21 protein-coding genes are annotated in these 23,929 nt (G+C 73.1%); 11 read left to right on the forward strand and 10 right to left on the reverse strand.

All coding sequences use genetic code 11. The annotated features are described in order from the left end of the window. Positions 1-101: 101 nt before the first annotated feature. Positions 102-1,268 (forward strand): SAM-dependent methyltransferase, encoded by a 1,167-nt coding sequence (locus SCK26_RS16670; RefSeq protein ID WP_318202100.1) that lies wholly within the window; start codon positions 102-104, stop codon positions 1,266-1,268. Between the two features lie 12 nt (positions 1,269-1,280). On the opposite strand, the gene SCK26_RS16675 is transcribed toward SCK26_RS16670, so the two are convergent. Further along, on the reverse strand, positions 1,281-2,432 hold the full coding sequence (locus SCK26_RS16675) for an NADH-quinone oxidoreductase subunit D (protein ID WP_318202101.1): 1,152 nt from the start codon (positions 2,430-2,432) through the stop codon (positions 1,281-1,283). 31 nt (positions 2,433-2,463) lie between these two features. On the opposite strand from SCK26_RS16675, the gene SCK26_RS16680 reads away from it, so the two are divergent. Both SCK26_RS16680 and SCK26_RS16685 read left to right on the forward strand, forming a co-directional pair. After that, on the forward strand, positions 2,464-2,967 hold the full coding sequence (locus tag SCK26_RS16680; protein WP_318202102.1) for a PH domain-containing protein: 504 nt from the start codon (positions 2,464-2,466) through the stop codon (positions 2,965-2,967). Beyond that, positions 2,964-4,301, forward strand: coding sequence for a PH domain-containing protein (locus tag SCK26_RS16685; RefSeq protein ID WP_318202103.1), 1,338 nt, complete (start codon positions 2,964-2,966; stop codon positions 4,299-4,301). Before SCK26_RS16680 ends, SCK26_RS16685 begins: the two co-directional genes overlap by 4 nt. A gap of 71 nt (positions 4,302-4,372) precedes the next feature. On the opposite strand, the gene SCK26_RS16690 is transcribed toward SCK26_RS16685, so the two are convergent. Together SCK26_RS16690 and SCK26_RS16695 are read right to left on the reverse strand one after the other, a co-directional pair. Then, complete coding sequence (locus SCK26_RS16690; RefSeq protein WP_318202104.1) at positions 4,373-6,007, reverse strand: hypothetical protein; 1,635 nt, start codon at positions 6,005-6,007, stop codon at positions 4,373-4,375. 98 nt (positions 6,008-6,105) lie between these two features. Continuing rightward, a complete protein-coding gene (locus tag SCK26_RS16695; protein ID WP_318202105.1) occupies positions 6,106-7,233 on the reverse strand; it encodes an alpha/beta hydrolase in 1,128 nt (375 codons plus the stop codon). 227 nt (positions 7,234-7,460) lie between these two features. On the opposite strand from SCK26_RS16695, the gene SCK26_RS16700 reads away from it, so the two are divergent. The 6 genes from SCK26_RS16700 to SCK26_RS16725 all read left to right on the forward strand — a co-directional run bounded on the left by SCK26_RS16700 (position 7,461) and on the right by SCK26_RS16725 (position 12,630). Further along, the gene (locus SCK26_RS16700; protein WP_318202106.1) at positions 7,461-9,272 is read left to right on the forward strand and encodes a phosphatidylglycerol lysyltransferase domain-containing protein; all 1,812 of its coding nucleotides are present in this window, start codon (positions 7,461-7,463) and stop codon (positions 9,270-9,272) included. A 107-nt stretch (positions 9,273-9,379) separates the two neighbouring features. Further along, positions 9,380-10,294, forward strand: coding sequence for a dihydropteroate synthase (folP, locus tag SCK26_RS16705; RefSeq protein WP_318202107.1), 915 nt, complete (start codon positions 9,380-9,382; stop codon positions 10,292-10,294). Continuing rightward, positions 10,291-10,824, forward strand: coding sequence for a nuclear transport factor 2 family protein (locus SCK26_RS16710; RefSeq protein WP_318202108.1), 534 nt, complete (start codon positions 10,291-10,293; stop codon positions 10,822-10,824). The genes folP and SCK26_RS16710 overlap by 4 nt, the downstream gene beginning before the upstream one ends. Positions 10,825-11,093: 269 nt before the next feature. Beyond that, complete coding sequence (gene folB, locus SCK26_RS16715; RefSeq protein WP_318202109.1) at positions 11,094-11,453, forward strand: dihydroneopterin aldolase; 360 nt, start codon at positions 11,094-11,096, stop codon at positions 11,451-11,453. Continuing rightward, complete coding sequence (folK, locus tag SCK26_RS16720) at positions 11,450-12,061, forward strand: 2-amino-4-hydroxy-6-hydroxymethyldihydropteridine diphosphokinase (RefSeq protein ID WP_318202110.1); 612 nt, start codon at positions 11,450-11,452, stop codon at positions 12,059-12,061. Before folB ends, folK begins: the two co-directional genes overlap by 4 nt. A gap of 80 nt (positions 12,062-12,141) precedes the next feature. Next, the gene (locus SCK26_RS16725) at positions 12,142-12,630 is read left to right on the forward strand and encodes a DUF3180 domain-containing protein (RefSeq protein WP_318202111.1); all 489 of its coding nucleotides are present in this window, start codon (positions 12,142-12,144) and stop codon (positions 12,628-12,630) included. Positions 12,631-12,655: 25 nt separating this feature from the next. Here the strand turns inward: SCK26_RS16725 and folE are convergent, their stop codons facing one another. The 6 genes from folE to dacB all read right to left on the reverse strand — a co-directional run bounded on the left by folE (position 12,656) and on the right by dacB (position 20,349). Further along, entirely contained in the window at positions 12,656-13,261 is a 606-nt protein-coding gene (gene folE / locus SCK26_RS16730; RefSeq protein WP_318202112.1) for a GTP cyclohydrolase I FolE, read from the reverse strand. Positions 13,262-13,395: 134 nt separating this feature from the next. Beyond that, the gene (gene ftsH, locus SCK26_RS16735) at positions 13,396-15,435 is read right to left on the reverse strand and encodes an ATP-dependent zinc metalloprotease FtsH (RefSeq protein ID WP_318202113.1); all 2,040 of its coding nucleotides are present in this window, start codon (positions 15,433-15,435) and stop codon (positions 13,396-13,398) included. 196 nt (positions 15,436-15,631) lie between these two features. Continuing rightward, entirely contained in the window at positions 15,632-16,192 is a 561-nt protein-coding gene (gene hpt, locus SCK26_RS16740) for a hypoxanthine phosphoribosyltransferase (RefSeq protein ID WP_318202114.1), read from the reverse strand. A 124-nt stretch (positions 16,193-16,316) separates the two neighbouring features. Next, positions 16,317-17,345, reverse strand: coding sequence for a tRNA lysidine(34) synthetase TilS (gene tilS / locus SCK26_RS16745; RefSeq protein ID WP_318202115.1), 1,029 nt, complete (start codon positions 17,343-17,345; stop codon positions 16,317-16,319). Between the two features lie 192 nt (positions 17,346-17,537). Beyond that, a complete protein-coding gene (locus SCK26_RS16750) occupies positions 17,538-18,638 on the reverse strand; it encodes a zinc-dependent metalloprotease (protein WP_318206024.1) in 1,101 nt (366 codons plus the stop codon). Between the two features lie 157 nt (positions 18,639-18,795). Next, positions 18,796-20,349 (reverse strand): D-alanyl-D-alanine carboxypeptidase/D-alanyl-D-alanine-endopeptidase, encoded by a 1,554-nt coding sequence (gene dacB, locus SCK26_RS16755; protein ID WP_318202116.1) that lies wholly within the window; start codon positions 20,347-20,349, stop codon positions 18,796-18,798. 124 nt (positions 20,350-20,473) lie between these two features. Between dacB and SCK26_RS16760 the strand changes: the two genes are divergently transcribed. Further along, on the forward strand, positions 20,474-20,965 hold the full coding sequence (locus SCK26_RS16760) for an inorganic diphosphatase (RefSeq protein WP_189303680.1): 492 nt from the start codon (positions 20,474-20,476) through the stop codon (positions 20,963-20,965). A gap of 132 nt (positions 20,966-21,097) precedes the next feature. Next, a complete protein-coding gene (locus SCK26_RS16765) occupies positions 21,098-22,759 on the forward strand; it encodes a threonine/serine ThrE exporter family protein (RefSeq protein WP_318202117.1) in 1,662 nt (553 codons plus the stop codon). A gap of 27 nt (positions 22,760-22,786) precedes the next feature. Here SCK26_RS16765 and SCK26_RS16770 read toward each other — a convergent pair whose 3' ends face one another. Then, positions 22,787-23,800, reverse strand: coding sequence for a DedA family protein (locus tag SCK26_RS16770; protein WP_318202118.1), 1,014 nt, complete (start codon positions 23,798-23,800; stop codon positions 22,787-22,789). Positions 23,801-23,929: the final 129 nt, after the last annotated feature.

The raw sequence follows: 23,929 nt of genomic DNA on the forward strand, positions 1-23,929 counted from the left end.
AACCGGGTGCGTGTATGGGTCAACCGGAGGGCCGATCCGCGCCGGGCGCGCGTACTCCGCAAGGTGGATGCCGTGATCACCTGTGCGCCTAGTCTGGCCCCGTGACGGATGAGACGACGGGCGGACGCACCGGGCAGCCCGGTCCGCGCGGCTGGCGCGCGGCGGCCGGGGCGGCGCTGTACGGGCCGGACGGCTTCTACCGGCGTCCGGAGGGTCCGGCCGGTCACTTCCGTACGTCCGTGCACGCCTCCCCGCTGTTCGCGCGGGCCGTGGCCCGGCTGCTGTGCCGGGTGGACGCGGCGCTCGGGGCCCCCGCCGTGCTCGACTTCGTGGACATGGGCGCCGGGCGGGGCGAGCTGACCGGCCGGGTGCTCGCCGCACTGCCGGACGAGGTGGCCGCGCGCACGCGTGCGTACGCCGTCGAGCTGGCCGGCCGACCGGCCGGCCTGGACGAACGGATCGTCTGGCGGAGCGAGCTTCCGGACGTGGTCACCGGGCTGCTGTTCGCCAACGAGTGGCTGGACAACGTCCCCGTGGACGTCGTGGAGGTGGACGCCGCGGGCGTGCCCCGGCTGGTGCTCGTCGCGGAGGACGGCGCCGAACGGCTCGGGGAGCCCGTGACCGGCGCGGAGGCCGACTGGCTCGCGCGCTGGTGGCCGCTGCCGGCCGAGGAGGGGCTGCGGGCGGAGATCGGGCTGCCCCGGGACCGGGCCTGGGCGGCGGCCGTGGCCCGGATGGCACGGGGACTCGCGGTGGCCGTGGACTACGCGCACACCGTGGACGCGCGCCCGCCCTTCGGAACGCTCACCGGCTTCCGCGAGGGCCGCGAGACGGCACCCGTGCCGGACGGCTCGTGCGACATCACGGCGCACGTCGCACTGGACGCGTGCGCGGCGGCACCGCGCGCGGAGTACACGCCGTGCACGCCGGCGGCTCCGGCGCGTACGACACCGCTCACCCCTCCTACGGCACCTTCCGCGCCCTCCGTCACGGCGCGGGAGCCCGCTGGAACGGCACCCACGGCCCCCGAGGCGGCGCGCGACCTTCCAGGCCCGCGTCTGCTCACCCAACGCGCCGCCCTGCGCGCCTTGGACCTCACCGGCGCACGCCCCCCGCTCGCGCTGGCCTCCACGGACCCCTCCGCATACGTGCGCGCCCTCGCGAGCGCCGGAGAGGCCGCCGAACTCACGGCACCGGGCGGCCTCGGCGACTTCGGCTGGCTGGTGCAGCCGGTCGGCATCCCGGACCCGCTGGAACCGGGCCGGTAGCGACCCGGCGGCCTACTTGTCGATGTCGCCGACCACGAAGAACATCGAGCCCAGGATCGCGACCATGTCCGCCACCAGCGTCCCCGGCAGCAGCTCGGTCAGCGCCTGGATGTTGTTGTACGAGGCCGAGCGCAGCTTCAGCCGGTACGGCGTCTTCTCGCCCTTGCTGACCAGGTAGTAGCCGTTGATGCCGAGCGGGTTCTCGGTCCACGCGTACGTGTGCCCCTCGGGCGCCTTCAGCACCTTCGGCAGCCGCTGGTTGATCGGCCCGGGCGGCAGCCCGGCGAGCCGGTCCAGGCAGGCGTCGGCGAGGTCCAGGGCGTTGCGGGTCTGCTCCAGCAGCACCTCGAAGCGGGCGAGGCAGTCGCCCTCGGAGCGGGTCACCACCTTCAGGACGTCCTGGAGAGCGCCGTAGGCCAGGTACGGCTCGTCGCGGCGCAGATCGAAGTCGACGCCCGAGGCGCGCGCGATCGGCCCGCTCACCCCGTAGGCGTGCACCGCCTCGGGCGCGAGCGTCCCGACGCCGCGCGTGCGCCCCCGGAAGATCTCGTTGCCGAGCACCAGGTCGTCGAAGACGTCCATGCGCGAGCGCACCGCGGCGACGGCCTCCCGCGCGCGTGCCGTCCAGCCCGCCGGCACGTCCTCCTTGAGGCCGCCGACGCGGTTGAACATGTAGTGCATGCGACCGCCGGAGACCTCCTCCATGACGTTCTGGAGCACCTCGCGCTCCCGGAACGCGTAGAACACCGGCGTGATCCCGCCCAGCTCCAGCGGGTAGGAGCCGAGGAACATCAGGTGGTTCAGCACCCGGTTCAGCTCGGCCAGCAGGGTGCGCGTCCACACCGCCCGCTCGGGGACCTCCATGCCGAGCATCCGCTCCACCGCGAGGACCACGCCCAGCTCGTTCGAGAACGCCGACAGCCAGTCGTGGCGGTTGGCGAGCACGATGATCTGCCGGTAGTCGCGCGCCTCGAAGAGCTTCTCGGCACCCCGGTGCATGTACCCGATCACCGGCTCCGCGCGCACGATGCGCTCCCCGTCCAGCACGAGCTTGAGCCGCAGCACCCCGTGCGTGGACGGATGCTGCGGCCCGATGTTCAGCACCATGTCGGTGCTCTCCGCCGCGCCGCCGATGCCGACCGTGGTCTCCGTCGTAGGAGTCATGGGCCCAGTTTCCCCTACGTACGCTGGGCTCATGGAAACGGGGAGTGCGGACGGGACCGGAGCGCCGGCCGGCCGGCCGGCGTGGCGGCGGCTGGAGCCCGGCCTGCTGCGGATGCGGCGGCTGCTGCTGGTGGTGTGGACGGGGGTGCTCGCGGTGGCGGCCGGGCTGCTGCCGGGGCTTTTCGCGGGGCCCGCGTGGGCGGCGTGCGCGCTGCTGCCGCCGGCGTGCGCCGCCGTGTGCTGGCGGCTGCTGGGACGCAACTGGCGCTCCTGGCGGTACGCCGAGCGCGCCGACGACCTGCTGATCAGCCGCGGTGTGCTGTGGCGCGAGGAGACGGTGGTGCCGTACGGGCGGATGCAGCTGGTGGAGGTGACCTCCGGGCCCGTGGAGCGGCGCTTCGGGCTGGCCACCGTGCAGCTGCATACGGCCGCCGCCGCGACCGACGCGACCATCCCCGGCCTGGACCCGGCCGAGGCGGAACGGCTGCGCGACCGGCTCACCGAGCTGGGCGAGGCACGATCGGCGGGCCTGTGACGCCCCCGGACCACGCCGATGACGGCATACCGGAGCGCGCGCCCGTCATCGAGCGCCGGCTGCACCCGGTCACGCCCCTGCGCCGGGCGTGGGCGCCGCTCGCCGTGCTGGCCGGCTGGGCCGTGCACGACCCGAACGGCACGCAGGAACAGCTCGCGCGGCTGACCGACACCATGCTCCTGCTGGGGCTCGCGGTGCTGGTGCCGGCGGCCGGCCTCTACGGCTTCCTGTCCTGGTGGTTCACGCACTACGCGGTCACCGACACCGAGCTGCGGATACGCACCGGCCTGCTGTTCCGGCGCACCGCGCACATCCGGCTGGAGCGCGTGCAGGCCGTGGACGTCTCCCGTCCGCTCCTCGCACGGGTGGCGGGCGTCGCCAAGCTGCGCATCGACGTCGTGGGCGCCGACGACAAGGACGAACTGGCCTTCCTCGGCGAGCGCGAGGCGCGCGCCCTGCGCGCGGAGCTGCTCGCGCGCGCGGCCGGTTTCGCTCCCGAGGCGGCGCGTGAGGTCGGAGAAGCGCCGGCGCACATCCTGCTGCGCGTGCCTGCGCGCGAGCTGGCGCGCTCGCTGGTGCTGACGGGCGCCACCTGGGGCTCGCTGTGCGCCGCGCTGGTCGTCCCGACCGTGCTGTGGCTCGTCACGCACAACCTGTGGACGGTCCTCGCCACCGCCCTGCCGCTGCTCGGCACGGCCGGGGCGAGCAGTGCGGGCCGGTTCGTCACCGAATTCGACTGGACGGTGAGCGAGTCCCCGGACGGGCTGCGCATCGACCACGGTCTGCTGGACCGCGCGCACGAGACGGTGCCGCCCGGCCGGGTGCAGACCGTACGGATCGTGGAACCGCTGCTGTGGCGGGGGCGCGGCTGGGTGCGGGTGGAGCTGGACGTGGCGGGGTCCGACAACTCCGTGCTGATACCGGTCGCCCCGCGCGCGGTCGCCGAGTCGGTCCTCGCGCGCGTGCTGCCCGGCATGACGGTGCCGCCGGAGCTGTCGCCGGTGCCGCGCCGGGCCCGGTGGTGCGTGCCGGTGTGGTGGCGCGGGCACCGGCTGGCGGTCACCGGCACGGTGTTCGCCGCCCGCAGCGGCCTGCTGTGCCGCCGGCTCTCGCTGGTCCCGCACGCCAAGGTGCAGAGCGTACGGCTCACCCAGGGGCCCTGGGAGCGCTGCTGGAAACTCGCCGACGTACACGTGGACACCGGGGCCGGAAAGACCGTCATGGCCCGGCTGCGGGACGCCGAAGAGGCCGCGCGGCTCCTCGCCGAGCAGGCGGAGAGGTCCCGTACGGGCCGCAGGGACGCACCGCCGGACCGTTGGATGACGGCCGGCTGACCGGACCCGGACCTGCCACGGGCCCGGCCCCCTCGCGGGAAGGCCGGGCCCGTCCCGTCGCCCGCGGCGGCTCAGGAGGCCGCGCTGCGCAGCCCCTGTACGTCGATCTGCTCGGTCTCGTCGTGCGCGGTCAGGTCGATGACCTGGCCGACGCCCCGAGACCGCTCGTCGGCGGGCTTGAAGGCGGCCTCGGCCTCGGCCTTGTGCACGGCGAGCGCCTCGGGACCCACGACATCGGCCAGGTCCTCGTTCTGCACGGCGTCCAGCGCGGCGCTCGGGGCGCCCTTCTGCGTACCGAAGAAGTCGAACCCGCCCTCGGTCACCGGCCGCCGCACGGGCGCGGGCGCCACGACGGCCGCGGCGGGCGGCACCGCACCACCGGCCTGCCGCGGACGCCCGGCAACGCCCTGCGCCCCGGTGGCGGGAACGGGCCGGGGCTCGGGTGCGGAGGTGCCGGAAGCGGAGGCGGGAGTTCCGGAGGTGAGGGCAACGGCTTCGGACGCGGGTCCGGCGGTCTCGGCGAGGGACCCGGCGGCGGACACGGGCGCGGAACCGGACGCGGGAGCAACACCGTCAGCGGAAGCGAAACCGGCCCCGGGCACGGACCCGGCAGGGAGAACGACCCCGGTCGCGGAAACCGGCGCGGCCCCGGCGGCGTACCCGGCCCCGGAAGCGGAAGCGGCCCCGGCCCCCGGAACGGACGCGGCAACGGGAACCGACCCGGTCCCGCCCTCCACGACGGCCCCGCCCCCGGCCGTCTCCGGCCCGGAGACCCGCGCCGGACCGGCCACGGGCGCCGTCGCCCCGGGCGTCCCGGACACCGGCGTCTCCGTCTCGAGCGTTCCCGTACGAAGCTCCGCCGCGCCGGATTCCCCCGTCACGGCCTCCGGCGCTCCGAGCGTCCCCATCGGCCCGGGCCCGGGCGTCTCCGCCTCGGACGTGCCCGCACGAAGCCCCGGCACGGCCTCCGGCGCCCCGGACTTCGCCGGCGCGGGCTCCGCGGACCCGGGCGCGTCCCCCTCGGTCCCCGTCCCGCTCGTCGTACCCCTCTGGCCCCGCGGGCCGCCGCCGCCCGGCTCGTGCGGGGGCTCGCGGTCGAAGCGGGACAGTGCCGTGAGGGCCCGCCGGTACAGGCGGGCGCCTTCGGGCGAGAAGGCCGCGAGCGGTGCCGGGCCGGCCTCGGAGGTCTCGGTGCCGCGCGCGGGCGGCAGGGCCGGGGCCGACGGGCGCGCGGGCCCCGGTTCCGGTGCGGTGGTCTCGAGTTCCAGCAGCCGGCGGCCCTCCAGCGCGCTGGCCCGCTCGGTCTCGGCGGTGGCGTACCGGCGCAGCAGGGCCGCGTGCTCGTTGCGCAGGCCGGCCAGCTCGGCGCGCTTGGCGCGCAGCCGCTGTTCCAGCTTCGCGCGCAGTTCGCGGGACTCCTCCAGGTCGGTCTCCAGTTCGGCGACGCGCTCCTCGAAGCGCCATTCGTCACCGGCACGCGCGCGCGTCAGCTCGGTGACCCGCCGGCCCGCCTGCACGTCCCAGCGGCGCATCACGAACGCGCCGAGGACCGACGTGGCCGCTGCCGCGGCGGCCAGCGCCCGCAACACCGTGGCCTCGGAGAACACCCAGGGAGCCGACGCGCAGACGACGGAGACGCCGGCGATCGCCGAGGGAGGCAACAGCCGGTGCAGAGGAGAGGAATGGCGGTGGCGTCCACGTGGCATGGCCAGAAACTTACCGCGCGTAGGTGGATCGTGGGCCCCGGGCCGTAAAAACACGGCCGTACCAGGGGGCCTCACGGGCCGTCAGGGCGTGCGCCGGCTCAGCGCTCGACGAGCCGGCCGCTGATCCACTGGAGCGTCGGCGGGATCTCGCGCCGCCAGGTGTTGAAGTTGTGGCCGCCGCTGTCGAGGATGACCGACGAGATCCGGGTCCGGTCGGTGGCCTGCACCCGCTGGATGAAGTCCAGCGTGGACTTGTAGTTGTGCTCGCCCACCTTGCTGCTGGTGACGAGCAGCGAGGTGTCCGGCGCGGGCTCGTGCCGCAGCAGCCAGAACAGGTCGGCCCGGTTGCGCAGCCTGGTGTCGCCGTGGAAGAGGTCGCCGGTCGTGGGGTCGATCGGCGCCTTGTAGTACGGCGACAGGCCCGCGCCGGCCGCGTACACGTCCGGGTGGTGCATGGCGAGCTTGAGCGCGCAGTAGCCGCCGGTGGAGTCGCCGATGATGCCCCAGCCGCCCGGCCGCTTGCCGGCCCGGTAGTGACCGAGGACGGCGTCCGGCAGATCCTTGGCGAAGAACGTCTCCGTCTGCGGCCCGCCCGGAACGTCCACGCACTCGGTGTCGCGCGGCGGTGCCACGGTCGGCCGCATCATCACCAGGATCATCGGCTGCACCCGCCCGTCCCCGGCCAGCCGCTGCGCGGTGCTCGGATAGTTCAGCTTGTCCACCAGCGCCCGCGCGGTGCCCGGGTAGCCGGTCAGCACGACGGCCGTCGGGAACGTACGCGTGCGGTACTGCGGCTGGAAGTACTCCGGCGGCAGGTACACGTACGCCGGGGTCGCGATGCGGGTCGTCCGGCCGACGATGTCCACCTTCTGGATCTGCCCGCCCCGCTCCGGCCGCGTGGCGCGCACGCCGGGCACCTCGGAGGCGGAGGTCACCTGGAGCGGGCCGCCGGCCGTGCCGTGGACCGAGTGGTCGACGACCACGCCCTGCCCGGTCTCCGTGCCGAACAGGTCGGCCCAGCTGGCATAGAAGCCGAAGGCCTGGTTGGCGGCGAGGCCGACGGAGGCGAAGAGCGCCACCTGGGTGGACAGCAGCAGGCCGATCCGCCCGCTGACCGTCCGCCAGTTCTGCCGGGCCAGGCGCGGCCACAGCCACACCGTGCCGATGAACAGCACGGCGGCGATCACTATCGCCAGCCACAGCACTTTGTTGCTCGTGAGACCCATGGGCTGCTTCCTGCCTGCGCTTTCCGCCCGCGCCGTGCCCACGCCTGGTGCGCGCGCTTGCCCGGGGCTTTCCTTGGCCTTTGACCCGACTTTCCGGTGAGGAGTGAACCTCCCTCCCCGAGACACCGTCCTAGAGGGCGCAATGTCGCCGGATGCCCAGATCGGCACCGGGTCCAAGGTCTCTCGCACAACTACGGGATGCGATGTCTGTCAGGATAGATGGGGAAGTGTCGGGCGGGGTTCCGGGCCGCTCAAGCCGCGGGCGGCGCCTGCTGCGCGGTCCGCGCCCCGAGGCCGTTCCCGTTCTGGTCGGCCGGGCGGCCACGCTCGTGGGCCTCCTGGACATCGCCGCAGGGGTCTTCCCGCGCTTCAGGCACAGCCGTATGCACGCCCTGGCCGAGGTGCTGCCGGGCTCGTTCGGGCCGTTCGCGGCGGCGCTCTCGCTCAGCGCGGGCGTGCTGTTGCTGCTGCTCGCGCACGGGCTCAAGCGGCGCAAGCGCCGGGCGTGGCGGGCCGCGGTGGCGTTGCTCCCGGCGGGCGCGGCGGCACAGTTCGCGTACCGGCACTCGCTCGTCGGCGCGCTCATCGCGGTCGTCCTGCTCGTGCCGCTGCTGCGCCACCGGGACCAGTTCGGCGCCCTGCCGGACCCGCGCAGCCGCTGGCGCGCCCTCGCCAACTTCGTGCTCATGAGCGCCGGTTCCGTCCTCCTCGGCCTCCTCATCGTCAGCGTCCACCCGGGCCGCACGATCGGCGACCCGAGCCTGGCCGACCGGCTGACGCACGTCATCTACGGCCTGTTCGGCTTCGAGGGCCCGGTCGACTACCAGGGCAACACCTCCTGGACGGTGGCGTTCTCCCTCGGCGCGCTCGGCTGGATCACCGCGGCGACCACCGCCTACCTCGCCTTCCGCCCGGAGCACCCGGCCGCGCGCCTGACCGAGGACGACGAGGCGAAGCTGCGCGCCCTGCTGGACAGGCACGGCGGCCGGGACTCGCTCGGCCACTTCGCGCTGCGCCGCGACAAGGCCGTGGTGTTCTCGCCGAGCGGCAAGGCCGCGGTCACCTACCGGGTCGTCTCCGGTGTGATGCTCGCCAGCGGCGACCCCATCGGGGACGTCGAGGCCTGGCCGGGTGCCATCGAGCGCTTCATGGACGAGGCCCGGGCGCACTCCTGGACGCCCGCCGTCATGGGCTGTTCGGAGACCGGCGGCGAGGTGTGGACCCGCGAGACCGGTCTGGACGCCCTGGAGCTGGGCGACGAGGCGGTGGTGGACGTGGCGGATTTCTCGCTCGCCGGACGCGCGATGCGCAACGTGCGCCAGATGGTCAAGCGCATCGAGCGGGCCGGCTACGAAACCCGGGTACGGCGCATCCGTGACCTCGGCGACGCCGAGCTGGAGCGGATCCGCCGGGCGGCGGAGGACTGGCGCGGCACGGACACCGAGCGCGGCTTCTCCATGGCGCTCGGCCGCATCGGCGACCCGTCCGACGGCGACTGCCTGATCGCCACCGCGCACAAGCAGGACGACGAGCCGGGCGAGTACGGCGACCTGAAGGCGATCCTGCACTTCGTGCCGTGGGGCAAGGACGGCGTCTCGCTGGACCTGATGCGCCGCGACCGCGCCGCCGACCCGGGCATGAACGAGCTGCTGATCGTCGCCGCCCTCCAGGCCGCCCCGAAGTTCGGCATCGCCCGGGTCTCGCTGAACTTCGCGATGTTCCGCTCCGCCCTCGCGCGCGGGGAGAAGATCGGCGCCGGCCCGGTGCTGCGCGCCTGGCGCGGGCTGCTGGTGTTCCTCTCGCGCTGGTTCCAGATCGAGTCGCTGTACAAGTTCAACGCCAAGTTCCAGCCACGCTGGGAGCCGCGGTTCGTGGTCTACCGGGCCCCCGCCGACCTGCCCCGCATCGGCTTCGCCGCCATGCAGGCGGAGGGCTTCGTCAACCTCGCCGTGCCGCTGCCGCGCTTCCTGCGCCGGCGCCGGACGGCCGCCGGACGCCCGTGCGCGCACATGGGCGAGCGCGACGTCCGGGCCGCCTGAGCCCGGGCACCCGACGCCACGGCCCGACGGCCGGCCCCCGCGCGACGGCCCCTCCCCACAGGGGCCGCCGCGCGTTCCCGGCACCGACCTGGGCCTACGCTGAACGTATGAACAGCATCAGCGGGCGCGGCCGGGTGGCCGGCCTTCCGGCATGGGACCGGTGCGCGGTCATGGGGGTCGTGAACGTCACCCCCGACTCCTTCTCCGACGGCGGCCGCTGGTTCGACACCACCGTCGCCGTCAAGCACGGCCTGGACCTGGTCGCCCAGGGCGCGGACCTGGTCGACGTGGGCGGCGAGTCCACCCGGCCCGGCGCCACCCGCGTGGACGAGGCCGAGGAACTGCGCCGCGTCATCCCCGTGGTGCGCGGCCTGGCCTCCGAAGGCGTCGTCGTCTCCGTCGACACCATGCGCGCCTCCGTCGCCGAACGGTCCCTCGCGGCCGGCGCCGTCCTCGTCAACGACGTCAGCGGCGGCCTCGCCGACCCCGCGATGATCCCGGTGGTGGCCGCCGCCGGCGCCCCCTTCGTCGTCATGCACTGGCGCGGCTTCCTCCAGGGCGGCAACGTCAAGGGGGTCTACGAGGACGTCGTCGCCGAAGTCGTCACGGAGCTGCACGCGCGCGTGGAGGCCGTGCTGGCCGGCGGCGTCGCCCCGGACCGCGTCGTCGTCGACCCGGGCCTGGGCTTCTCCAAGGAGGCCGAGCACGATCTCGCCCTCCTCGCCCACCTGGACCGGCTGCACGCCCTCGGGCACCCTCTGCTGGTCGCCGCGTCCCGCAAGCGGTTCCTCGGCCGGGTCCTGGCCGGGCCCGAGGGCGCGCCCCCGCCCGCCCGGGAGCGTGACGCGGCCACGGCCGCCGTCTCCGCGCTCGCCGCGCAGGCGGGCGCCTGGGCGGTGCGCGTCCACGAGGTGCGCGCCACGGCGGACGCGGTACGGGTCGCGCGGGCCGTGGCCAACGCGCGCGGCACGGCGCGCACGCCCGGCGCGGACGACGAGCGCGGGCCGGAAGGAGCCCGGTGAGCGCCCCCCACACCGACGTCGAGCAGGTGGAAGCCGCCAACACCGCCTTCTACGAGGCGCTGGAACGCGGCGACTTCGAAGAGGTCTCCAATCTGTGGCTGACGCCCGCGGACCTGGGCGTGGACGAGAGCTACCACGACCCCGCGGACACCGGCGTGGTCTCCTGCGTGCACCCCGGCTGGCCGGTGCTGACCGGCCGCGGCGAGGTCCTCAGGTCGTACGCCCTGATCATGGCGAACACCGACTACATCCAGTTCTTCCTCACCGATGTGCACGTCTCCGTGACCGGTGACACCGCGCTGGTGACGTGCACGGAGAACATCCTCAGCGGCGGGCCCGCCCCGGAGGAGGGCGCGGAGCTGGGGCCGCTGGTGGGCCAGCTCGTCGTCGCCACCAATGTGTTCCGGCGCACCGCCTCGGGCTGGAAGCTCTGGTCGCACCACGCCTCGCCCGTGCTGACCGAGAGCGCCGAGGACGACGAGGACGACGGCGTGAACGGCGTGCGTCCGGACGACGGCCCCCTCGCCTGACCGGGTGCCCGCACCGGCGGGCGGCGGCACGCGCGGCGGGCGGCGGGCACGTGGCCGGAATCACCTGCCTGCGCTCGGCGGCGGCCACCGGTCCGTGACAGGGTCGGGTTCCCCGGGGGAAACCGCCGGTGAACCCTCCGGGTTCCGGCCCGGTCCCCGCCCCCGCGGCCGGGCTTTGTCGGTGCCCGCAGGTAGATTCGTCTGAGACCGGTGTGCCGCCCGCACGCGGTACGGGCCGGTCCTTCCCGACGATTGCAGGAGTGATTCGCGTGGATCGTGTCGCGCTGCGCGGCCTCAAGGCCCGTGGGCACCACGGGGTGTTCCCCAAGGAGCGCGAGGAGGGCCAGACCTTCATCGTGGACCTCGTCCTCGGCTTGGACACCCGGCCGGCCGCGGCCGACGACGACCTGTCGAAGACCGTGCACTACGGCATCGTGGCCGAGGAGGTCGTGGCCGTGGTCGAGGGTGATCCGGTGGACCTCATCGAGACCCTCGCCGAGCGGATCGCCCGGACCTGCCTGAAGCACGAAGGGGTCGAGGAGGTCGAGGTGTGCGTCCACAAACCGGACGCGCCGATCACCGTCCCCTTCGACGACGTGACCGTCACCATCACCCGGAGCCGAGTATGACCCGACCTTTCCGCCAGGGTCACAGCGACCCGACCGTCCAGCCGGTGCCCGCCTCGGTCGTCGAGACGGTGGACGCCGCCGACACGACCCTGCACAACCCCCAGTGGGCCGTGATCTCCCTCGGCTCCAACCTGGGCAACCGCCTGGAGACGCTCCAGGGGGCCGTGGACGCCCTGGAGGACACCCCGGGCGTCCGGGTGAAGGCCGTCTCGCCGGTGTACGAGACCGAGCCGTGGGGCGTCGAGCCCGGCAGCCAGCCGTCGTACTTCAACGCGGTCGTGGTGCTGAAGACGACCCTGCCTCCCGCGTCCCTGCTGGAGCGGGCGCACGCCGTCGAAGAGGCCTTCCACCGCGTGCGCGACGAGCGCTGGGGCCCGCGCACCCTGGACGTCGACATCGTCGCCTACGCCGAGGTCACCTCGGACGACCCGCAGCTCACCCTGCCCCATCCGCGCGCCCACGAACGCGCCTTCGTGCTGGCGCCCTGGCACGACGTGGACCCCGAGGCCAAGCTCCCCGGCCGCGGCGCGGTGGCCGAACTGCTGTCCGCGATCACCCGTGAGGGTGTGGCGCACCGCGGGGACCTGGAACTCCGGCTGCCCGAGTAGTCGTTAAGGTCGAGACGGATCAAGTCGAGACCAAAGCGACCACCGTCCGGAAATGGTCCGGGGGAAACCGAAGGGACACCGTGAGAGAGCTGCGCATCAGGGTGCTGGCGGGCGTGTTCGTCGTGGCCGGCGTCCTGTCCTGGGCGGGCGCCCGCCTCTGGAACTCGATCGGGACCCTCCCGAGCGTCCCCCTGGCCGCCCCCGTGGTCCTCGCGCTGATCGCGGTGGTCCTGCTGTCGACGGCGCTCTCGCTGCGGGCCCGGCTGAAGGCCCAGCGCGAGCGCCGGCCCGGCGCCAAGGGCGTCGACCCGCTGATGGCCGCCCGTGCGGTCGTCTTCGGCCAGGCCAGCGCCCTGGTCGCGGCCCTCGTCGCCGGTATGTACGGCGGCACGGGCGTCCTCCTGCTGGAGCTGCTGGACTTCCCCGCCCGCCGCGACCAGGCGATCTACGCCGGTTTCTCGGTGCTGGCCGGGCTCGCCGTGATAGCGGCCGCGCTGTTCCTGGAGCGGATCTGCCGGCTCCCGGAGGACGACGACCAGAACCCGCCGGGAGCGGAGCCGGCGGCCTGAGCCCCGGCCCCGCCCGGCGGCCGGGTCAGCGCGCCATGATCAGGCTCATGGCCTCGTTGCGCGTGGCGACGTGCCGCAGCTGACCGCGCACGGCGGACGTTATGGTCTTCGCGCCCGGCTTGCGGATGCCGCGCATCGACATGCACATGTGCTCGCACTCGACGACGACGATGACGCCCCGCGGCTCCAGCATCTCCATCAGCGAGTCCGCGATCTGCGTGGTGAGGCGCTCCTGCACCTGCGGCCGGCGGGCGTAGACGTCGACCAGGCGGGCGAGCTTGGACAGTCCGGTGATCTTGCCGCTCTCGGAGGGGATGTAGCCGACGTGGGCGACACCCCGGAACGGCACCAGGTGGTGCTCGCAGGTCGAGTACACCTCGATGTCCTTCACGAGGACCATCTCGTCGTGCCCGAGGTCGAACGTCGTCGTCAGGACGTCCTCCGGCCGCTGCCACAGACCGGCGAAGATCTCCCGGTAGGCCCGCGCGACCCGGGCCGGCGTCTCCCTGAGCCCCTCGCGGTCCGGGTCCTCGCCGACCGCGATCAGCAGCTCGCGTACGGCGTTCTCGGCGCGCTTCTCGTCGAATTCGCCGATGTGCCCCTCGCCGTCCAGCGTCACCGGGTCGGTCATCTGGTTCCTCGTTCCTGCGCCATGACGCGCGTGTGTCTCGCGTTCCGAAACTGCGGACATGCGAAATGCCGCGCCCCCAAGGCTAGAACCCGAGGGGCGCGGCATTCATTCCGGGCCGTGTGTCCGGCGCGCGGTCAGCTCTCGGAGCGGTCCTCCGGGGTCTGCTCCGTCGCCGGGGCGGACCCCGCCGCCGTCGACTTGGCGGTGCTGATCGACGCCGTGGCGCCGTTCGCGCCGTTGGTCAGTGCCAGCTCCTTCGGGGAGAGCACCGGCGGGCGGGTGGACGGGGTGCGGCGGGAGGAACCGGTCCAGGCGGGCCGCGGCGGGCGCTTGACGATCGGGGCGAAGATCTCGGCGATCTCCTCCTTGCCCAGAGTCTCCCTCTCCAGCAGCTGGAGAACGAGATTGTCGAGCACGTCGCGGTTCTCGACCAGGATCTCCCAGGCCTCGTTGTGCGCGGTCTCGATGAGCTTCTTGACCTCTTCGTCGACCAGCGCGGCGACCTCTTCCGAGTAGTCCCGCTGGTGCGCCATCTCCCGGCCGAGGAACGGCTCGCTGTTGTCGCCGCCGAACTTGATCGCGCCGAGACGCTCGGTCATGCCGTACTGCGTGACCATCGCGCGGGCCAGGTTGGTGGCCTTCTCGATGTCGTTCGCGGCACCGGTGGTCGGGTCGTGGAAGACCAGTTCCTCGGCCGCCCGGCCGCCCAGCATGTAGGCGAGCTGGTCGAGCATCTCGTTGCGGGTGGTCGAGTACTTGTCCTCGTCGGGCAGGACCATCGTGTAGCCGAGGGCACGGCCGCGGGACAGGATCGTGATCTTGTGGACCGGGTCGGCGTTCGGCGAGGCCGCCGCGACCAGGGCGTGACCGCCCTCGTGGTACGCGGTGATCTTCTTCTCCTTGTCCGACATGATCCGGGTCCGCTTCTGCGGGCCCGCGACCACGCGGTCGATCGCCTCGTCCAGCGCCTTGTTGTCGATCAGCTTCTGGTCGCCGCGGGCGGTGAGCAGCGCGGCCTCGTTCAGCACGTTGGCGAGGTCGGCGCCGGTCATGCCCGGGGTGCGGCGGGCCACGGCGGACAGGTCGACGTCGGGCGCGACCGGCTTGCCCTTCTGGTGGACCTTGAGGATCTCCAGACGGCCCATGAGGTCCGGCGGGTCGACCGCGATCTGCCGGTCGAAGCGGCCGGGGCGCAGCAGGGCCGGGTCGAGGATGTCCGGACGGTTGGTGGCGGCGATCAGGATCACACCGCCCTTGACGTCGAACCCGTCCATCTCGACCAGCAGCTGGTTCAGGGTCTGCTCGCGCTCGTCGTGACCGCCGCCGAGGCCGGCGCCGCGGTGACGGCCGACCGCGTCGATCTCGTCCACGAAGACGATCGCCGGGGCGTTCGCCTTGGCCTGCTCGAACAGGTCGCGCACACGGGAGGCACCGACACCGACGAACATCTCGACGAAGTCGGAACCGGAGATCGAGTAGAACGGGACGCCCGCCTCGCCGGCGACGGCGCGCGCGAGCAGGGTCTTGCCGGTACCCGGGCGGCCGTAGAGCAGCACGCCCTTGGGGATCTTGGCACCGACGGCCTGGAACTTGGCCGGCTCCTGGAGGAACTCCTTGATCTCCTGGAGCTCCTCGACGGCCTCGTCACAGCCGGCGACGTCGGAGAAGGTGGTCTTCGGGGTGTCCTTGGTGATGAGCTTCGCCTTGGACTTGCCGAAGTTCATGACCCGGGAGCCGCCGCCCTGCATCTGATTCATCAGGAACAGGAAGACGACCACGATCAGGACGAAGGGGAGCAGGGACAGCAGGACGCCGACGAACGGGTTCTGCTTGGACGGCGAGACCGTGTAGCCGTCCGTGATCTGCTTTGCCTGGTACTTGGTCTGCAGCGTGCCGGCGAGCTGCACGCCCTGGTCGCCGATGTAGCTCGCCTGGATCTTCGAGCTGCCCTCGACCTTGTAGCCGTCCTTGAGCGTGACCTTGATGCTCTGCTCGTCACCGGTGGTGAGCTTGGCCGACTCGACCTTGTTGTCGTTGATCGCCGCCACGACCTGGCCGGTGTCCACCGTCTTGTAGCCGCCGGACGAGCCGACGACCTGCATCAACACGACCACGGCAAGGACGGCCAGCACGATCCACATGACCGGCCCACGGAAGTATCGCTTCACGTCCATCCATACGGAGCGGTGCCGCCCCGTCCCTCCTGCCATAGTGAGTTTGATAAGACAGTTCTTCTGACGGTACCCCAGCATTGTTGCCCGAAGCCGCACGGAGCCGATTCGACGGCTGGGAAAACCCGTCTCCGCTTGCTTCAACGGCAGGGAACCCGCTGGGGTTCCCGATCGTCCTACTGGGCTTGGGCCGACTGGCTCAGCCGCCGTAGACGTGAGGCGCGAGCGTACCGACGAACGGCAGGTTGCGGTACTTCTCGGCGTAGTCGAGGCCGTAGCCCACGACGAACTCGTTCGGGATGTCGAAGCCGACCCACTCCACGTCGATGGCGACCTTGGCGGCGTCCGGCTTGCGCAGCAGCGTGCACACCTTCAGCGAGGCGGGCTCGCGGGAGCCGAGGTTGTTGATCAGCCAGGACAGGGTCAGGCCGGAGTCGATAATGTCCTCGACGATCAGGACGTGCCGGCCCTTGATGTCGGTGTCGAGGTCCTTGAGGATGCGGACGACACCGGAGGACTGGGTGCCCGCGCCGTAGGAGGACACGGCCATCCAGTCCATGGTGACGGGGGTGGACAGCGCCCGGGCGAGGTCCGCCATGACCATCACCGCGCCCTTGAGGACGCCGACGATGAGCAGGTCCTTGTCGGCGTATTCCGCGTCGATCTTCGCGGCCAGCTCGGCCAGCTTCGCGTCGATCTCTTCCTTGGTGATGAGCACCCGCTGGAGGTCGGCACCCATGTCTTTCGCGTCCACCCGCATCACTTTCGGTCGTCCCGCACTTACGGCCGCGAACGCGGCCACCGGCTACGGCCGCAGGTACGGCCCGTGGGCCGCCCGGCCCGCCGGAGGGCACCGGGTGAGGGCGCTCCTCGGGGGCCGGTCGTCAGCCTTGCCGAATCACCAGTCTGCCACCCTGGCGCTGGGCGACGACCCGGCCGGGGAGGTTGATGGCTCCCTGGCCGCGCCAGCCGGTGATCAGACGGTCGACTTCCTCGATGTGGCGGGCGAACAGCGCGCCGGCCGGAGCTCCCGCCTCGATGGCCGCGCGGCGCAGGATGCGGCGGCGTACGGCGGGCGGCAGGGCGTACAGCTTGGCGCACTCCAGCAGGCCGGCCGCGTCCCGTACGGAGGCCTCGGCCTGCCGGGCCCAGGTGTCCAGGGCGTCGGCGTCGTCGCGGGAGAGCTGGGCGGTGCGGGCCAGCGCCTCCACCACGCCCTTGCCGAGGGCCTTCTCCAGGGCGGGCAGGCCCTCGTGCCGGAGCCGGGAGCGGGTGTAGGCCGGGTCGGCGTTGTGCGGGTCGTCCCAGACCGGCAGGGACTGGGCCATGCAGGCCTTGCGGGCGGTCTGCCGGTCCAGGTGCAGGAAGGGCCGCCGGTAACGGCCGTCGGCCCCCGAGACCGCGGCCATGCCGGACAGGGAGCGGATGCCGGAGCCGCGGGCGAGTCCCAGCAGGACGGTCTCGGCCTGGTCGTCGCGGGTGTGGCCGAGCAGGATCGCGGCGGCGCCGTGGCGGTCGGCGACGGCGTCCAGGGCGGCGTAGCGTGCGTCGCGGGCGGCGGCCTCGGGGCCGCCTTCGCGGCCGACGGTCACCGCGACGGACTCCACCGGGTCGAGGCCCAGTTCGCGCAGGCGCTGGACGACCTCCTCGGCGCGGAGGTCGGAGCCGGCCTGGAGGCCGTGGTCGACGGTGACCCCGCCGGCGCGGACGCCGAGCTTGGGGGCCTCGAAGGCGAGGGCGGAGGCGAGGGCCATGGAGTCGGCGCCGCCGGAGCACGCGACGAGGACGAGCGGGGAGGGGGGCCGCTCGGCCGTCCGGTCCGCGGGCGCGCGGGAGGTCTGGTCGTTCAGGATGTCGTGGAGGACGCGGCGGACCGCCAGGCGTATCGCCGCGACCGCAGGATGGGGACCCATGTCCGGTTCCCTTCATGAAGTTTTCCGGGGGGCGAGCCCGGGACGGTCACTCAGAGTGTGTAGATGGTGACAGAACCGGGCCGTTCCCCGAGCATCGCACGCCTACGCATGGCTTACGGTCCCTCGGACGGGTGATTGGAGGGGCGTTCGCCTGCCGTCGGCCGGAACCGCTTCACGACTCTCCCCCGCCGTTCACCCCTCGGCCCTGCCGTGCACCCGCGCGACCCAGTCCGCCGGTTTGGCGATCTCCGCCTTGGTGGGAAGGGTGTTGGGCGAGGTCCACACGCGGTTGAAGCCGTCGGTGCCGACCTGCTCGACGACGGCTCGCACGAACCGTTCGCCGTCGCGGTACTGCCTCAGTTTGGCGTCCAGGCCCAGCAGCTTGCGCAGGGCGGCGTCCAGGCGGGAGGCGCCCTTGGCACGCCGCTGCTGGAACTTCTCGCGGATCTCGGCGACGCTCGGCACGACGCCGGGTCCGACACCGTCCATGACGTAGTCGGCGTGGCCCTCCAGCAGGGACATCACGGCGGTGAGCCGGCCGAGGACCTCCCGCTGGGCCGGGGTCTGCACGAGTTCCACGAAGGAGCGCCCGCCGTCCTCCTCCTCGCCCTCGGGACGGCCGCCGGCCAGGGACTGGGCGGCGTCCCGGATGCGCTCCAGGAAGGTCATCGGGTCGACGTCGGTCTCCGCGAGGAACGACTGGATCTCGCCCTCCAGGTGGTCCCGCAGCCAGGGCACGGCGGTGAACTGCGTGCGGTGGGTCTCCTCGTGCAGGCACACCCACAGGCGGAAGTCGTGCGGCTCGACGTCGAGTTCGCGCTCCACGTGGACGATGTTGGGCGCCACGAGCAGCAGCCGGCCGCCGCCGTTGCCGCCGCCCGGCAGGTCGCGGCCGGCCGGGGCGAAGGTCTCGTACTGGCCGAGGACCCGGGAGGACAGGAAGGACAGGAGCATGCCCACCTCCACGCCGGTGACCTTGCCGCCGACGGCGCCGAGGACCGCGCTGCCCGGGCCGCCGCCGCGCCGCTCCTGCATCTTCTCCAGCAGCGGTTTGAGCAGTTCCCGGAAGCCCGCGACGTTGGCGCGGACCCAGCCGGGGCGGTCGACGACGAGGACGGGGGTGTCGTGGGTCTCCTCGGTGCCCATCCGGGTGAAGCCCCGGACGTGCTCCTCCGAGGCCTTCGCGTGCCGGCGCAGCTCCGCGACGACGGCCCTGGCCTCGTCGCGGCTGACGTCGGGGCCGGGCCGTACGAGCCGTGTCGCGGTCGCCACAGCGAGGTTCCAGTCGACCATCCCGGGAGATGCGGTGCCACCGAAGCCAGTCATGCTGTCAACCGTACGTGAGCACTCCCGCTTGGGGCAGGCCGTGGAGGTCGGCGGGGGGCCGGCGGGGGGCCGGCGGCGTCGCCGTGGGCACCCGCTGTCCCCGGGCGTCCGGCGGCGGTGCCGGTCAGCCCGCCAGTGCCGTCGCCGCCTTGTCCAGGGCCGACTGGGCCTCGGTCGGGTCGGTGGTGCCGGAGGCCAGGAAGGCGAAGGCCAGGAGGCGGCCGGCGGGGGTGACGACCGTGCCGGCGAGGGTGTTCACGCCGGTCAGGGTGCCGGTCTTGGCGCGTACGACGCCGGACGCGCCGTCGGCGTAACGATTGCTCAGGGTGCCGGTGAAGCCCGCGACGGGCAGGCCCGTGAGGACCGGGCGCAGGCCGGGGCGGTCCGGGTCGGCGGCCCGGACCAGGAGGCCGGTCAGGAGGCCGGGGGTGAGCCGGTCGGCGCGGTCCAGGCCGCTGCCGTCGCGGAAGACGGCGCCCGCCATCGGCAGGCCGAGCTTCCGCAGCTGGGTGGCGATGGCCCCGGCCCCGCCCGCGAAGCTCGCCGGCCGCCCGCCGGCCAGGGCCGTGTGCCGGGCCAGGGCCTCCGCGATGTCGTTGTCGCTGTTGGTCAGCATCCGCTCGACCAGGGCGGACAGCGGGGGCGAGGAGACACCGGCGAGGGTCTGCGCGCGCGTGCTGGCCTTGGACGGGCCGGGATGCGTGGCCGTGATGCCGGCGTCCTTCAGGAAGAGCGCGAACTTGGCCGCCGCGTCCGCCGCCGGGTCGCCCACCCGGGTCACCGGGCCGCTGGTGGAGTCGTCGGTGCGGCCCTCGTCGGCGGTCAGGGCGCTGACCGGGGCGAGGTTGTCGTTGACGCCGATGGGGTGCAGGGCGGGGCCGGTGAACAGGGTGGTGTCGTAGGACAGGGTCACCTTGCGGATGCCGCGCTCGGCGAGGGCCTTCGCGGTGTCCGCGGCCAGTGCCCGCAGGCTCGCCCAGCCGCCGTCGCGGGCGTGCGCGGTGAGGGTGGGGTCGCCGCCGCCGACCAGGACCAGTTCCCCGGTGTCGGGCTCGAGCGCGGTGCGGGTGGTGAGGCGGTGGTCGGGGCCGAGGGCGGAGAGGGCGGCGACGGCGGTGGCGATCTTTGTGGTGGAGGCCGGGGTGAGGGCCCGGCCGGCGTCGGCGTCGTACAGGCGTTCGCCGGTCGTGACGTCGACGACGGCCGCCGCGTGGCCGCCGCCGAGCGCGGGGGCGTCCAGCAGGGGATCCAGGGCCTCGGCGACGGCCCGGGCGTCCGGCGCGGTCCGCGTGGTGCCCACGGCGCCCGAGGTGCCGCCCAGGCCCGCCAGGACGGGTCCGGCGCTCGGCGCGGGCCGGAGCGCCCCCGCGGCCGTACCGGCGCGACCGTGATCTGCGCCACCTGACCGTTCCGCGGCGGCCGCGCGGTCCCGCTCGGCCGTACGCTGACCCGTGGCGTCCCAGGGTCCGGCCACGGTCACCGCACCGGCGGCCAGCGCCAGGCCGGCGGTGGCGGCGCCCGCGGTGTACCGCCAGGCGCGGACGGTGCGCGTACGGGGGAGACGGGGGAGGTGCGCAGGGCCGGTCCGGACGGCCTTCGGCAGCCGCGCGAGCGACGGCCGCACGGCCGTCACGGCGCGCGTGAGACGTGGTCGGACGGCGTTCGCGAGCCGCGCCACCCGCGGTCTCGCGGCTCGCCAAGGCCCCAGCTCCGGCACGACCACCAGCCCCTTTCGCGATCACACACCTGCGTGAGGGACACTTAACCACCAGAACTATGTGCTGATCATGGAGGAGCCACCGGTGGAGTTCGACGTCACGATCGAGATCCCGAAGGGTTCGCGGAACAAGTACGAGGTGGACCACGAGACCGGCCGGATCCGCCTGGACCGTCGCCTCTTCACCTCGACCGCCTACCCGACCGACTACGGCTTCGTCGAGAACACTCTCGGCGAGGACGGCGACCCGCTGGACGCGCTGGTCATTCTTGACGAGCCGACCTTCCCGGGCTGCCTGATCCGCTGCCGCGCGATCGGCATGTTCCGTATGACGGACGAGGCCGGCGGCGACGACAAGCTGCTGTGCGTCCCGGCCACCGACCCGCGTGTGGAGCACCTGCGTGACATCCACCACGTGTCGGAGTTCGACCGCCTGGAGATCCAGCACTTCTTCGAGGTGTACAAGGACCTGGAGCCCGGCAAGTCGGTCGAGGGTGCCAACTGGGTGGGCCGTACGGACGCCGAGGCGGAGATCGAGCGGTCGTACAAGCGCTTCGAGGAGCAGGGCGGTCACTGAGCCCCTCTCCCCGTGAACGGGCCGCACGCGCACGCGTGCGGCCCGTTCGCGTGTGAGCACGCATGCGGCCGGACGGGGTACGCGTGCGCATACTGAGGCCTATCGAAGGTGTCGTGCAGGGAGCGGTGCGAAGTGACGGAGGCGGAGGACCGCAAGCCCCGGTCCGACGAGGCGCGGTACGACCCGGAGATCACCTCCGAGTTCGCCATTCCCCAGGGTCTCGATGTCCCGAAGGGCGCCGGCGAGGGCGAGACGACCTCCGAGTTCGCCATGCCGGAAGGGCTGCCGGCACCGCCGCAGCCGCCCGCCGCCGAGCCGGAGGGCTCCGCGTTCAGCCCGCCGAGGACCTACAGCGCGAAGGACGCGCCGGCCGCCTTCACCCCGCCGGCCGGGGTGCCGCTGGTCAGTCTGATCAAGGACGCGCCCTGGCAGGACCGGATGCGCACGATGCTGCGGATGCCGGTGACCGAGCGGCCGGCCCCGGAGCCGGTGCAGCGCGAGGAGGAGGGCGGCCCGGCCGTCCCGCGCGTGCTGGACCTGACCCTGCGCATCGGCGAGCTGCTGCTGGCCGGCGGCGAGGGCGCGGAGGACGTGGAGGCCGCGATGTTCGCGGTGTGCCGCTCCTACGGCCTGGACCGGTGCGAGCCGAACGTCACCTTCACCCTGCTGTCGATCTCGCACCAGCCGTCCCTGGTGGAGGACCCGGTGACGGCGTCGCGGACGGTACGCCGGCGGGGCACCGACTACACCCGGCTGGCGGCCGTCTTCCGCCTGGTGGACGACCTCACCGACCAGGAGACCGAGGTCTCCCTGGAGGAGGCCTACCGGCGCCTGGCGGAGATCCGCCGCAACCGCCACCCCTACCCCGGCTGGGCGCTGACCCTGGCCGGCGGCCTGCTGGCCGGCGCGGCGTCCGTGCTGGTCGGCGGCGCCGATCCGATCGTGTTCCTGGCGGCGGCCGTCGGCGCGATGCTCGGCGACCGGCTGGCCTGGCTGTGCGCGGGGCGCGGACTGCCGGAGTTCTACCAGTTCACGGTGGCCGCGATGCCGCCGGCGGCGATCGGGGTGGCGCTGACCCTGGCCCACGTGGACGTGAAGGGCTCGGCGGTGATCACCGGTGGGCTGTTCGCGCTGCTGCCCGGGCGGGCGCTGGTGGCGGGGGTGCAGGACGGGCTGACGGGCTTCTACATCACCGCCTCCGCGCGCCTGCTGGAGGTCATGTACTTCTTCGTCGGCATCGTCACCGGGGTGCTGACGGTCCTGTACTTCGGAGTGCAGATCGGCGGCAGGCTGAACCCGGAGGCGAAACCGGGCAGCTACCAGGAGCCGCTGGTCCAGATCGCGGCCTCGATGCTGCTGTCGCTGACCTTCGCCGTCCTGCTCCAGCAGGAACGTTCCACCGTGCTGTGGGTGACCCTCAACGGAGGCGTCGCCTGGTCGGTGTACGGCGCGCTGCGCTACGCCGGCGACATCTCGCCGGTGGCCTCCACGGCGGTGGCGGCGGGCCTGGTGGGACTGTTCGGGCAGCTGCTGGCCCGGTACCGGTTCGCCTCCGCGCTGCCCTACACGACGGCGGCGATCGGGCCGCTGCTGCCCGGTTCCGCGACCTACTTCGGACTGCTGTCCATGGCCCAGAACGACATGGACGAGGGGCTGGTGTCGCTGGCCAAGGCCGCGTCGCTGGCCATGGCCATCGCCATCGGCGTCAACCTGGGGTCGGAGATCTTCCGGCTGTTCCTGCGGATCGGCTCGGCCGGCAAGCGCCGGGCGGCGAAGCGGACGAGGGGCTTCTGAGCCGCGTCCGGCCCGGGCCCCCGGCGGTCACTGGCGGCGCTGGTCGTACGGGTAGCCGTTCTCGTCGTACTGCTGCTGGTCGTAGCCCTGCCGGCGGTCCCAGTCCTGCTGCGGGTACTGCTGCGGGTCGTACGGCTGCTGGTACTGCTGCTGACCGTCGTGGTACGGGTCGTAGCCCTGCTGCTGGTTCCAGTCCTGCTGCTGCGGCTGCTGGTACGGGGCCTGCCGGCCGTACTGCGGCTGCTGGCCGTACTGCTGCTGGTCGTAGGACGGCTGCTGGTCGTAGGACGGCTGCTCCGGCTCGACGCGGCGCAGGCGGGTGGTGGCGTCGTCCATGACCGGGTACTGCTGCGGCTGCTGGTGGGCGGGCTGCTGCTGCGGGACCGGCTGGGGCCGCGGCTCGGCCCGGGCGGCGGCCTTCTTCTCCTTGGAGCGGGCGCGCAGGAACTCGATCGCGATCGGGATCACGGAGACGAGGACGATCAGGATGAGGATCGCCTCGATGTTGGTCTTGACGAACGCGATGTTGCCGAGCCAGGAGCCGAGCAGGGTCACGCCGGCCCCCCACAGGACGCCGCCGATGACGTTGAAGAGCAGGAACGAGCGGTACCGCATGCCGCTGACGCCCGCGATGATCGGCGTGAACGTGCGCACGATGGGCACGAAGCGGGCGAGGACCAGGGACTTCGGGCCGTACTTCTCGAAGAACTCGTGCGCCTTGGTGACGTTCTCCTGCTTGAACAGACGGGAGTCCGGCCGGTTGAACAGGGACGGGCCGACCTTCTTGCCGAACATGTAGCCCGCCTGGTCGCCCAGGACGGCCGCGAGGCAGATCAGGCCGATCGCCGCCCACAGCGGGAAGTCGAGATCGCCCGAGGTGATCAGCAGACCGCAGGTGAACAGCAGCGAGTCACCCGGCAGGAAGAAGCCGATGAGCAGGCCGGACTCGGCGAAGACGATGAGCAGCAGACCCCAGATGCTGTAGGTGTCGAGCAGGTAGTTCGGATCGAGCCAGCTCGGGCCTAGGGCGAGTGTCATCACGGGTCCGGGCTCCTGAAGGGGTGAGGGCGGCTACGGCGTCCAAGTGCGGCCGCACAAAGCTATCAACGCGATGTGCCTGCCCCAGGTTCCACCGGTGGCTCCAGGATGCCCTGTGCGGGGCCCCGGAGG

Origin of the sequence: Streptomyces sp. SCL15-4 (assembly GCF_033366695.1) — a bacterium.
Classification (GTDB): Bacteria; Actinomycetota; Actinomycetes; order Streptomycetales; family Streptomycetaceae; genus Streptomyces.